10 protein-coding genes are annotated in these 11,959 nt (G+C 69.7%); 3 read left to right on the top strand and 7 right to left on the bottom strand.

The window, feature by feature from the left end:
• Positions 1 to 71: 71 nt before the first annotated feature.
• The 6 genes from AC07O4_RS00970 to fhuF form a co-directional block, all read right to left on the bottom strand.
• A complete protein-coding gene (locus AC07O4_RS00970) occupies positions 72 to 2,519 on the bottom strand; it encodes a TonB-dependent siderophore receptor (RefSeq protein ID WP_495303493.1) in 2,448 nt (815 codons plus the stop codon).
• Between the two features lie 204 nt (positions 2,520 to 2,723).
• A complete protein-coding gene (locus AC07O4_RS00965) occupies positions 2,724 to 3,752 on the bottom strand; it encodes a FecR family protein (RefSeq protein ID WP_495303492.1) in 1,029 nt (342 codons plus the stop codon).
• Positions 3,749 to 4,327 carry an RNA polymerase sigma factor gene (locus AC07O4_RS00960; RefSeq protein ID WP_070062439.1) on the bottom strand — a complete coding sequence of 193 codons (579 nt, stop codon included), beginning with the start codon at positions 4,325 to 4,327 and terminating at the stop codon, positions 3,749 to 3,751. The genes AC07O4_RS00965 and AC07O4_RS00960 overlap by 4 nt, the downstream gene beginning before the upstream one ends.
• A 161-nt stretch (positions 4,328 to 4,488) precedes the next feature.
• Positions 4,489 to 5,808: a lysine N(6)-hydroxylase/L-ornithine N(5)-oxygenase family protein gene (locus AC07O4_RS00955; protein ID WP_495303491.1), complete on the bottom strand. Its 1,320-nt coding sequence runs from the start codon at positions 5,806 to 5,808 to the stop codon at positions 4,489 to 4,491.
• Positions 5,795 to 6,901: a GNAT family N-acetyltransferase gene (locus tag AC07O4_RS00950; RefSeq protein WP_495303490.1), complete on the bottom strand. Its 1,107-nt coding sequence runs from the start codon at positions 6,899 to 6,901 to the stop codon at positions 5,795 to 5,797. The genes AC07O4_RS00955 and AC07O4_RS00950 overlap by 14 nt, the downstream gene beginning before the upstream one ends.
• Before the next feature lie 64 nt (positions 6,902 to 6,965).
• Positions 6,966 to 7,751, bottom strand: coding sequence for a siderophore-iron reductase FhuF (gene fhuF, locus AC07O4_RS00945; RefSeq protein ID WP_495303489.1), 786 nt, complete (start codon positions 7,749 to 7,751; stop codon positions 6,966 to 6,968).
• 162 nt (positions 7,752 to 7,913) lie between these two features.
• Here fhuF and AC07O4_RS00940 point away from each other — a divergent pair, with 162 nt between their 5' ends.
• The 3 genes from AC07O4_RS00940 (at position 7,914) to AC07O4_RS00930 (ending at position 11,237) form a co-directional block, all read left to right on the top strand.
• On the top strand, positions 7,914 to 8,147 hold the full coding sequence (locus AC07O4_RS00940; RefSeq protein WP_062469860.1) for a hypothetical protein: 234 nt from the start codon (positions 7,914 to 7,916) through the stop codon (positions 8,145 to 8,147).
• A gap of 85 nt (positions 8,148 to 8,232) precedes the next feature.
• Positions 8,233 to 9,912 (top strand): cyclic peptide export ABC transporter, encoded by a 1,680-nt coding sequence (locus AC07O4_RS00935; RefSeq protein WP_495303488.1) that lies wholly within the window; start codon positions 8,233 to 8,235, stop codon positions 9,910 to 9,912.
• Between the two features lie 74 nt (positions 9,913 to 9,986).
• Entirely contained in the window at positions 9,987 to 11,237 is a 1,251-nt protein-coding gene (locus tag AC07O4_RS00930; protein ID WP_062469846.1) for a glutamate carboxypeptidase, read from the top strand.
• A 17-nt stretch (positions 11,238 to 11,254) separates the two neighbouring features.
• On the opposite strand, the gene AC07O4_RS00925 is transcribed toward AC07O4_RS00930, so the two are convergent.
• Entirely contained in the window at positions 11,255 to 11,959 is a 705-nt protein-coding gene (locus AC07O4_RS00925) for a glutathione S-transferase N-terminal domain-containing protein (RefSeq protein WP_495303487.1), read from the bottom strand.

The raw sequence follows: 11,959 nt of genomic DNA, 5'->3' as shown, positions 1-11,959 counted from the left end.
CCCGGAAGCCGGGTCGTGCGTCAAGGGCACCCTTCTGCCGGTGCCGCCCTATTTCATTTCGTTGGTGCGTGTCAGAGCTTGTAGCTGAGCTTCAGCCAGGCGTTGCGCGGGTTGCCCTGCGTGTAGCCGTTGTAGGCGCCCAGGCCGTTGTAGTAGCGCTTGTCGCCCAGGTTCTCGATGTGCAGCGAGGCGCTCAGGCGGTTGTTGATGTCGTAGCGCGCCATCAGGCCGAACAGCGTCAGGCCGCCTTGCGAGGCGCGGCCCAGTTCGTTGAACTCGTCGTAGTAGATGCCGCTCTGGTAGCTCACGCTGCCGCCGACGGTGAGCTTGCTCCACTCGCCCGGCAGGCGGTAGCTGGTGGCCACCCGGAACAGGCGGCGCGGGTACTGCGGGTTCAGCAGCACGCCGTCGGCGTCGCGCTTGGCGTGGTAGGTGTAGCCCGCGAGCATCTGCAGGCCCGGCAGCACTTCGCCGGCGGCGGTGAGCTCGAAGCCCTTGCTCTTGGCGCCCTGCACCGCGCGGTACGGGATGCCGCCGTCGGGCAGCAGTGAGCCGGCGCCGGTGTCGATCACGGCCAGGTTGGTCTCGCGCGTCTTGAAGATCGCGGCGCTGGTGTTGAGCTTGCCGCCGAAGTGCTCGCCCTTCAGGCCCAGCTCGATGTTCTTGCCGCGCTGCGGCGCGATGAGCGAGTTGTTGCGGTCGCGCACCGTGTTGGGCTGGAAGATGTCGGTGTAGCTGCCGTACAGCGAGAGTTCCTTGCTCACGTCGAACACCACGCCCAGGTAGGGCGTGACCACGCCGTTCTCGCGCATCGAACTCACGCCGGTGCGCCGCCAGGTGGTCCAGTCGAGCGTGGACGCGTCGGACTTGTACCAGGTGCCGCGCGCGCCGACGATGAGCGACAGCGGCTCGGCCAGCTTCAGCCGGGTCGAGGCGTAGATGGCTTTCTCGGTGGTGTTCAGCGGCGCCGTGTACAGCGGGTACGAGAAGGAGGTCGGCTCGGGGAAGCTCTGCAGCTGGTAGAAGTTCAGCGGCCGGCGGTCGATCATGCGCGGCACGGCGCCGCGGGTGTACACGGTGGCGTCGTAGGTGTTGTAGCTCATGCCCACCACGGCCTCGTGCGTCTGGCCGAAGGCCTCGAACGGGCCCTTCAAGTGCACGTCGAGGGCCTTGTTGGCGCCTTCGGCGGGGTTCTCGCGGATGTCGATGGTGGAGGCGCCGGTGCGCGCGTTGATCGCGCGGTAGATGCTCAGGTCGCCCGAGGCGCGCTCGCGCTTGCTCTTGAGGTAGCTGGCGTCCACCTTGAGCTGCCAGCCCGCACCCAGGCGCTGGTCGAGGTTGGCGAACAGCTTGTCGCTGTACATGTCCCAGTAGCTCCACGGCGCGCTGGAGTTGAACGAGCGCGGCAGGTTGGTGCGCTGGCCGTTGCTGAAGAACAGCGGGCTCTGGCCGTAGTTGGCGCCGTCGATGGCGGTCTTCTGGTGCTCGAAGCCCACCGACAGGCGCGAGCCCGCCGCGAGGTCGACTTCGAGAATGCCGTACAGCGCGTCTTCGCTGCGCTTCTTGTTCTCGATGAAGCTCTTGCCGTCGGTGCGCGAGGCCATGAAGCGCCCGCGCACGCTGCCGTCGGCGTTGAGGGGGCCGCCCACGTCGATCTCGGCGTTGTAGCGGCTCCAGCTGCCGATGCCGCCCGAGATGTGGCCTGCGAACTCGGAGGTCGGGCGCTTGCGCACGAGGTTGATGGCGCCGCCGGGCGAGCCCACGCCGTTGAGCAGGCCGGCCGCGCCGCGGATCACCTCGACGCGGTCGTAGAAGGCGGTGCTGATCATGCTCGACTCGCCGGCCACGCTGTTGAAGCCCAGCGTGGGCACGCCGTCGATCATGGTGCTCAGGGCGAAGCCGCGCGAGGAGAAGGTCACGCGCTCGTCGTTGCGGTCGGCCACGATGCCGGGCGTCTGGCGCAGCACGTCCTCGAGGGTGACGAGGTTCTGGTCGTCGATCTGCTGGCGGCCGATGACGCTGACCGACTGCGGCGTTTCGCGCAGCGACAGGTCCATGCGCGTGGCGCCGGCGGCGGCGCGCGTGGTGTACGAGCCCGTGCCTTCGGTGGTGCCGTCGGTGGCGGCCTGCGCGGCCACGGTCACGGCCGGCAGCGTGGACGCGCCGGCCGTGCTCTGGCGCTGGATGGTGACGCGCGTGGGGCCGTTGCGCACCGCCACGAGGCCGCTGCCGGCCAGCAGCCGGTCGAGCGCCTGCTGGAAGCTCAGGCGGCCCGACACCGCCGGTGCGGCCAGGCCCGAGACCACGTCACCGGCGGCGAGTACCTGCACGCCGGTCTGGCGCGACAGTTCGTTGAGCGCGGCGCCCAGCGGCTGGGCGGGGACGTTGATGTCGCGTGCTTGTGCAGCGGCCTGGTCGGCGCCCTGGGCGGCGGCGAGGCCGCTCCAGCTGGCAAAGGCGGTTCCGAAGGCGGCGGCAAGCGCGGCGCTCAGGAGTCGGTGGCGAGGCGAGAAACGCATGGGTGAAGGCTCCAGACAAATAAATCGGTGCGGCATGAAACGGGGGCGCGCCGCAGCCGTCGATCGGATGCGGGGTGCTTCTGGATGTAAGACGTTTGAACTCGAAAAAGAGAGACAGGCCCGTGACAAGGCATCGGCCGCCGCGTCGATGCGGGCCGAAAACGAGCGGGAAAAGGGAGCGGCGCGCCGGCAGGCGCACCCGGGTCAGCGCGCCTGCAGGCGCACGCTGCCGTCGGGCCGGGCCACCGCCACCAGCGGCAGGATGGCGGGCAGTGCGTCGAGCAGGCCGGCCGAGTCGTTGGTGCGAAAGCGCCCCGAGAGCCGCATCGCGTCGATGCGGGCGTCGGCGCCGACGATGGGCGCGCTGCGGTAGCTGTTGACCGCGGCCAGCGCGTCGCCCAGCGGCGTGTTGTCGAACACCAGCCAGCCGTCGCGCCAGGCCGAGAGGGCGGCGGTGTCGGCCTGGCGCACCGGGTCGGCGTGGCCGTCGCGCACCTCGAGCATGTCGCCGGCGCGCAGGTCGACCACTTCGCCGCTGCGTTCGGTGCCGGCCTGGCGCAGCACCTGCACGCGCACATGGCCGTGCTCGACGCCCACGGTGATCGGGCCGCCGCGGTCGCGCACGGTGAAGGCGGTACCGACCACTTCGATGATCGCCTCGCGCGTGCGCACCACGAAGGGACGATCGGCGTCGGGGGCGACGTCGAAGCGGACCTCGCCGCGTGCCATGTCGATCATGCGGCGGCGGCGGTAGAGCGTGACGTCGACGGCGCTCTGGGGCGCGAGGTCGAGGCGGCTGCCGGCCGAGGCATCGGCGGCATCGGCCAGCGTGACCTTGAGCATCCGCGCGTTCGGCGTGCGGTACGTCGCCTGGAACACGGGCTGCTGCCAGTACCACTGCACGCCGCGCCCCGCGACCACGCCGGCGCCGAGCAGCCCGGCGACCGACAGCAGCATCTTGCGGCGCGAGGGGTTGCGCGGGGCCGGTGCGGGTGTGGGCTCGTCGAAGTGCGCGCGCAGGTCGTCGGCCATGCCGCCCAGGGCGTTCCAGCGCTCGCGCGCCTCGCGCACGGCGGCGGCGTGTTCGGGCGAGCGCGTGCGCCACTGGTCGAGCGCGAGCCGGGCGCTGTTGGCGGCCGGGCTCGGCGGCGCGATCTCGTCCTCGACGATGAGCGCGAGCGCGCGTTCGATCAGCCGTTCACGCGGAACGACCGCTGTGGCCGCACGGCTCATGAAAAGTCTTCGGCCAGTGCGGTGTCGAAACCGGCGTGGCTGTTCACCGCCTGCGGCTCGATCAGTTCATGGCGCAGCTCGGCGAACACGCGCGAGCAGTCGATGGTGGCGCGCAGCAGGTGCTTGGCGACCGCCATCTCGGTGATGCCCAGGCGCTGCGCGATCTCGGCGCGCGAGTGGCCGTAGGCGCGGAACAGCAGGAACACCTCGCGCCGGCGCGGCGGCAGCTGTTCCATGGTTTCCACCACGCGGCGCAGCACGCGGTGCTGGGCCACGACGTACTCGGACGAGGGGGCCGTGAGGTGCGTGCCCACGACGGCATGCGAGACGGCCCACTCCTGCGCGACCTTGCGGTGGCGCGCTTCGTCGATGCACAGGTTGCGCGCCACGCGGAACAGCAGGGCGCGCGGCGACTCGATGGCGGCGCCGTCACGCAGGCCGAGGGTGTGCGTGTACACGCGCTCGAAGCTGGACTGCGCGATGTCGGCCGCATGGTGCGGGTCGCGCAGGTCGCGCGTGAGCTGCCGGCGCAAGTCCGCGTAGTGAGACACAAGTTCCTGGACGAGGTCGCGCATCCGGTCGCCTTCTCGCAAGCATCGACAAAGGACCCCTGGGCCGATGGCTGGTGCGCGCCGGTGAACAAGGAGGCGAGGGCGCTGGCTTCGGTGACCCCGGGGATGGGGTGAATAAGAACTATTCTTATTGAGTGTAGCACCGAAGCCTTGCGTTTCCGTGGCTAGACCACGGGCGCGGCGTGGGCGGGGCGCTCCGCGGCGGGGGCCTGCGGCGCCTGCGCCGTGTGCCGCGGCGTGGCGTTCAGCAGCGCCTGGCCGATCTCGTCGGAGCGGATGGCGGTGACCGACAGCAGCGTGTCGCTCAGGCCATGGCTGGTCTCGCAGGCGCCCTGCAGGAAGATGCCCGGGCGCAGCGCCGGCGTGCCCTGCACGCGGTAGTCGCGGTCGACCGAGAAATCGCCCAGGTAGGGCGCCAGCGGTGCCAGCAGCGTGCGGTGCGCGTCGCGAGCGTAGCCGGTGGCGAGCACCACGGCGTCGTAGGCCTTGTCGTGGCGCGCACCGGTGTTCAGGTCGTGCAGCGACAGGTGGATGCCGTCTTGCGCGGCGCGCACGGCCGACACCTCGTGCCGCCGCAGGAAGCTGTGGCGCGTCGAGCCGGCCACGCGCTGGCGGTAGAACACGTTGAAGATCTGCTGGATCAGTTCCAGGTCGGGCGCGGCGTAATTGGTGTGCCAGAACTCCTCGAGCAGCTCGGCGCGCTCGTTCACCGAGCGGTTGAACACGAAGTCGGTGAAGTCGGTGTTGAAGATCTCGTTCACGAACGGGCTGTCGTCCGAGGGCTTGATGGAGCGCGCCCGCATGATCAGGTCGACCTGCGGCTTCGCCGGGTGCGACTGCAGGTCCATGAAGATCTCGGCCGCGCTCTGGCCCGCGCCCACGATGGCGATGCGGTCGGCGCCGGGGTGGCGGGCGATGGCCTCCAGGTAGGTGCTCGAATGGAACACGCGGCCGTCGTCGCGCAGGGGCTGGAAGCGCGCCGGGATGTTGGCCACGCCGCCCACGCTCACCACCAGGTTGCGCGCCAGGCGCTCGCGCACCGCGCCGTTGGCGTCGCGCGAGCGCACGCGCAGCAGCGAGACCTCGTTGCCCTTCATCTCGGGCACCACCTCGAACACGGCCTCGCCGTAGGCGCAGCGGTCTTCGAACTGCGCCGCGGCCCAGCCGAGGTAGTCGTTGAACTCGTGGCGGCTCGGGAAGAAGCTCTTGAGGTTGATGAAGTCCTGCAGGCGCTCCTTCTCATGCAGGTAGTTCAAAAAGGTGAAGCGGCTCGACGGATTGCGCAGCGTGGCCAGGTCCTTCAGGAACGAGATTTGCATGTGCGCGTTGTCCAGCAGCATGTTGCGGTGCCAGACGAAGCCCGGCTGCTTCTCGATGAACAGCGCATCGACGAAGTGGCCCTTCTGGCGCTTCTCGTCGAGCGCGATGGCCAGTGCGATGTTGGACGGGCCGAAGCCGACGCCGATCAGGTCATGGATTTGCATGGATGTCCTCCAGGGATGGCTCGTGTCGACGAGCCGGGGCCGGCGAAGCGGCGGTGGGGTCGGCGCGCGGAATCCACAGCGCCTCGCCGAAGAAACGCTCGCGCCACAGCACGCCCAGCAGGGCGCGCTTGTGCGGAAAGTCGAACTCCTTCACATGGGCGTAGCCGCAGCGGCCCAGGCTCCGGATCATTTTTTCGTTGTCGGCGCGCGGCTCGATCACCAGGCGCTGCGTGCGCGGGTCGTCCAGGAACAGGTAGTGCGACACCGACGGCATCCAGGCCGTGAGAAAGGGCTTGCCGCGAAAGCGCGCCTCGCCCACCAGCGCATGCCAGCCGCGGTCGTGGTCGGCCGCGTCGTAGAAGGGCGCGATGCGGTCTTCCTTCGCCCAGTAGGCCTCGAAGTAGCCGAAGGCCTCGCCATCGAAGCGGCCGACGAGACCGGTCACGCGCGGGTCGGCCGCGATGCCTTCCAGGTACTGGCGGTGGCGCGCGAGGTCGCCTTCCTCTTCCCAGAAATGGGCGACCACGGGGTCGTTCATCCAGCGGTGGAAGGCGGGGAGGTCGCGTTCGATGTCGACCGTGTCGAGCGTGAGCGTCTTACCCAACCACGGGATGTGGCGGCGGTACACGGTGCCTTGCGGCTTGGCGGGGCGCAGCGGATGGCGCTTGCCCTGCGTGACGACGAAGCGCTGCGCGAAAGGCTCGCGCGGCTGCGGTAGCCAGGCGCGCGGCCATTGCCAGAAGGCTTCGCGCGCGACCGTGGGCAGCGCGCCCTCGGCCGGCGTGACGATGCCCGCGTCCACCAGCCGCGTGCCGGTCGGCAGCGGCGATTGCAGCGCGAGCTGCCGCGCGGCCGGGTGGCGCTGAAAGGCCGCCTCGATCGCCGCCAGCAGGTGCGCTTCGTCAGGCTCGCCCGCGCAGGCGCCCAGCCATTCGAGGCGCGGCGTGCCGGGCTGCGCGCGCAGGGCCCAGGTGCTGCCGTGGCGGTCGCCGTCGAGCGGTGTCACCTTGAGCGCGGTGCCTTCCAGCCGGACGTCCAGCACCCGGCCTTCGGGATGCGCGTGAAAGCGCCATGCAGTGTCGTGGGCGGCCAAGGAAAACCTCCGTCGTGTGGTCGATGTGGGATGTAGAAGGAAGACGCGGGCTGCGGCCGGATGTTTAGTCGGCGGTGCTTGCACAGCGCTCCCGCTCGAACTCGGGCGAGAGCGGACACGCGCCGCAGTAGCCCAGCCGCGGCACGAGGTAGTAGAGGCAGCACTGGCGGTGCAGCGTGACGGGCGGCGCGCTGCGGTCGGCCACGCGCACGCCGCGGCGCGCGGGCATGAACATCGGGTTGTCGCGCGCCTCGCCGCACGGTTGTGGCCAGGTCGGGCGGTGCAGCAGGTGCTCGAGGTCGGCGGTCACGGCCGGCGCCTGGCCGCTCATGCGCAGGCCTTCTTCCAGCACCGGCTCGAGGTAGCGCACGGCGTTGCCCCAGAGGATCTTGGGCGCCAGCCGCGTGAGCTGCGTCAGCCGCGTGAACAAGGGCGTCAGGTGCGTCCACAGCAGCACGTCGTAGCGCGCGGCCGTGTCGGTGCCGGGGCACGGCGTGCCGAGCTCGACGATGTGGAAGCACTCCGGGTCGCCGTCTGCGTCGTCGAGGCTGACCCAGACCTGCTCGGGCCCGATCGGAAAGCCGTGCTGCAGCAGGCTCGCCGCGGCGGCCACGGGCGGCAGCAGCGCGTGCAGGTAGTTCATGCTCCAGGCGGACGCGACCGCGCGCAGGTCGCGCTCCGGCATGTTCAGCGTGCGCGCCTTCAGGCGCAGCAGCGCCAGCAGGCGCGGCGGATCGGCCAGCAGGTCGGCCACGCGCACGGCGTCGGGCGGTGGGTGCGGGGCGCAGGCCAGCGTTTCGCCGTAGGGCGCCCACTCGCCCTGGAAGATCGGCGCGAGCAGCGGGATCACGGGGCGAGGCCGAAGGTGGCGTGAAGAAGAAGACGCACAGGCATGCAGCAGAAGACGCGCCGGCGAGCCGGAAATTTAGTCCGCGCAGGCCCCGCGCCTAAACAGCCTGCCCCACGGAGCGTCTACTCACTCATCGACAGCAGTGCAGGCGTGCGAATCCCCATGAGCTTCCCGAGACACCGTCCCTCCGATCCGGCCTTCAGCATGGCCTGGCGGCTTTTTCGCGAGCTGCACGACGCACCGTCGCCCGAGCGCGCCGAACAGCTCGTGGCCTGGCTCGGCCAGGACCCGGGCCACGTGCGCGCGCTCGACGAGGCCCTGACGCTGTGGGCGCTGGCCGGCGCCTCGGTGGTGGAGGCCGCGCGCGAGGCGGGCGCGCAGCCGCTGCTGCAATAGGCGCCGCGTCTTCCTGCTAAACAAGCAGGCGCGCCGAACGTCATTGCAGGGAGCCCGTCTCCCTTTGCAACGAACCGTCCGCCGCATGAACCTCACACCCGCCAGCGCCCCCGCGTCCGAACTCGTCCGGCTGTTGCGGCCCTACTTCCCGTGGATCGCGCTGTCGACCGTGACCGGCATCGGCGCGGGCATCGCGACCGTCGCGCTGCTGGCGACCATCAACGAGGTGCTGCATCGCCCCGGCGGCCTGGCCGGCGGGCTGCTGCTGACCTTCATCGGCCTGTGCGTGGTGGCGCTGGTCGGCCGCGCCACCTCCGACATGTCGAACAACGTGGTCGGCCAGCGGCTCGTGGCGCAAGTGCGCAAGAGCCTGGCGCTGAAGATCCTCGCCGCGCCGATCGATGCGCTCGAGCGTTACCGCATGCACCGCCTGATGCCCGTGCTCACGCAGGACGTCGACATGATCAGCGACGTGGCCTTCATGCTGGCCTCGACCATGATCGCGCTGGCCGTCTCCTTCGGCTGCCTGGGTTACCTGGCGTGGCTCTCGCCGCCGTTGTTCGGCCTGCTGCTGGTGGCGCTGCTGGTGGGCATCACCGTGCAGAGCCTGGCGCATGCGCGCGGCATCTCGGGCTTCTTCAAGGCGCGCGAGCAGGAAGAGGCGCTGCACAAGGCCTACCGCGGCATCAGCGAAGGCGCGAAGGAGCTGCGCATGCACCGCGCGCGCCGCGCCAAGGTGTACGAGCAGCAGGTGGCGCACACGGTGGAACGCATCCACGACATCAACCGCCGCGCCATCAACATCTTCGTGCTCGCCTCGTCCTTCGGTTCGGCGCTGTTCTTCCTGCTGATTGCGCTCATCCTCGGCTGGGCCGCGTTCCGCGACACCGCGCCGGTCGTGCTCAGCGGCTTCGTGCTGGTGCTGTTGTTTTTGAAGGGGCCGCTCGACCAGGTGGTGGCGGCGCTGCCGCACCTGGGGCGCGCGAAGGTGGCCTTCGAGCGCATCGGCGACCTGTCGGCCCGCTTCGCCACGCCCGAACCGCACCTGGACCTGCACGCGCCGCCCGCCACGCCGGTGCTGCACGACGCCATCGAGCTGCGCGGCGCGCGCTATGCGTTCCCGGCGGTGGAGGGCGCGGAGCCCTTCGTGCTCGGCCCGGTCGATTTGCGCATCGGCCGCCGCGAGATCGTCTTCATCGTCGGCGACAACGGCTCGGGCAAGACCACGCTCATCAAGCTGTTGCTCGGCCTTTACGCACCGGTGTCGGGCGAGCTGCTGCTCGACGGCAAGCCCGTGACGCCGCAGACGCGCGACGACTACCGCCAGCTCTTCACCACCGTGTTCTCCGACTTCTACCTGTTCGAAGACCTCGTGGCCGGCGAAGAGGGCGGCCACCAGGCGCTGCCCGAAACCGCCATGCCCTACCTGCAACGGCTGGAGATCGCGCACAAGGTGTCGGTGAAAGACGGCGCCTTCAGCACCACCGACCTCTCGACCGGCCAGCGCAAGCGGCTGGCGCTGGTGCACGCGTACCTCGAAGGCCGGCCGGTGCTGGTGTTCGACGAATGGGCCGCCGACCAGGACCCGGCCTTTCGTCACCTGTTCTACACCGAGCTGCTGCCCGAGCTGCGCGCCAAGGGGCACTCGCTGGTGGTCATCTCGCACGACGACCGCTACTTTCATGTGGCCGACCGCATCGTCCACATGAAGGCCGGGCGCATCGCGCAGGCCACCGAGGCGCCGGCACCGAGCCTCGCGGCTTGACCCGTTCGCGAAGCGGGTGCTAGTGTGGGGTTCGCTTCGAACGAACCTCCACAACAGAAAGAACAGGCTTCCTCATGCACCTTCGCTCCACCCCGCGTTCATGGACGCGCGCCGCCTGCCAGGGCGCCGTGCTGGCCAGTGCCTTGCTCGCCGTCAACGCCATGGCCCAGAAGCCGCACCAGGGCGTGCTCGACGCCGCCACGCAGCAAAAGGACGAGACGCTGCAGCTGCTGGAGCGCATGGTCAACATCGACTCCGGCTCGACCAACACCGAAGGGCTGGCCAAGGTGCGCGAGATGGTCGCGGACGAACTGCGCAAGCTCGACGCGCGCATCGAGAGCTTTCCCGCCGAGCCGCACCCGGGCACCAACCTGGTCGCGACGCTGACCGGCCAGGGCAAGAAGAAGATCCTCATCCTGGCCCACATCGACACCGTGTTCAAGGACGGCACGGCCGCGGCCAAGCCCTTCTACATCAAGGACGGCCGCGCCTACGGCCCCGGCGTGATGGACAACAAGGGCGGCGTCGTGGCCGGCCTGCAGGCGCTGAAGATCCTGCAGAAGATCGGCTTCAAGGACTACGGCCAGATCACCTTTCTGATCGACACCAACGAAGAGACGGGCTCGGTCGGCACCAGCGCGCTCATCGAGCGCGTGGCCAAGCAGCACGACGTGGCGCTGAACCTCGAGCCGGGTCGCCCGGCCGACGGCCTCGTGGTCGAGCGCAAGGGCTCGGCCACGGCGCTCATCGAGGTGAAGGGGCTCGCGTCGCACGCGGGCGTCGCGCCCGAAGCGGGCCGCAACGCGGCGATGGAAGTCGCGCACCAGGTGCTGCAACTGTCGAAGGTGGCAGATGCGGCGAAGAAGACCACGGTCAACTTCACGGTGCTCACGGCCAACGGACCGACCAACGTGATCCCCGCCTCGGCCAGCGCCAAGGGCGACGTGCGCGCCGCCACGCCCGAGGAGCTCGACCGCGTCGAGAAGGACCTCACGCGCATCGCGCAGAACAAGCTCATCCCCGAGACCGAGGTGCGCGTGCGCCTCGTGCGCGGCCTGCCGCCGATGCCGCGCTCGCCCGCATCGGACAAGCTGGTGCGCATGGCCGAGGGCATCTACGGCGAGATCGGCAAGAAGCTCACCATCGAGAGCAGCGGCGGCGCCGCCGACGCCAGCCTCGTGGCCGGTGTCGGCGTGCCCGTGCTCGACGGCTTCGGCATCGTGGGCGGCGGCATCCACACGCCGGAAGAATACGCCGAGGTCGAGAGCGTGGTGCCGCGGCTTTATCTGCTGTCGCGGATGCTCATGGACCTGAGCGCGAACTAGGGGCTGTTGCCGGGGCCTCAGCCCCGCTTCGGAATGCCCAGGCCCTTCACCACCGCCGGCCGCGCCACGAAGGCCTCGAGCACGCGCGCCACGTTCTTGAACTCGCTGAAGCCCACGAGGTCGCCGGCCTCGTAGAAGCCGATCAGGTTGCGCACCCACGGGAAGGTGGCGATGTCGGCGATGGTGTAGCTGTCGCCCATGATCCAGGTGCGGTCGGCAAGGTGCTTGTCGAGCACGCCGAGCAGGCGCTTCGATTCGGCCACGTAGCGGTCGCGCGGGCGCTTGTCTTCGTAGTCCTTGCCGGCGAACTTGTTGAAGAAGCCGAGCTGGCCGAACATCGGGCCGATGCCGCCCATCTGGAACATCACCCACTGGATGGTCTCGTAGCGGGCCGCCGCATCCTTTGGAATGAACTGGCCGGTCTTTTCTGCGATGTACAGCAGGATCGCGCCCGATTCGAACAGCGCCAGCGGCTGGCCGCCCGGGCCGTTCGGGTCGAGGATGGCGGGGATCTTGTTGTTCGGGTTGAGCGACAGGAACTCCGGCGACATCTGGTCCTGGGTCTCGAAGCTTACGAGGTGCGGCTCGTAGGGCAGGCCGGTTTCTTCCAGCAGGATCGTCACCTTCACGCCGTTGGGCGTGGGCAGCGAGTACAGCTGCAGGCGCTCGGGGTGCTGCGCGGGCCATTTCTTCGTGATTGGGAAGTGCGAGAGATCGGTCAT

Source organism: Variovorax sp. GW821-FHT09D04 (genome assembly GCF_059416405.1).
Note: the sequence above shows the minus strand (reverse complement) of the source record. Positions and strands in the feature narration are given on the sequence as shown.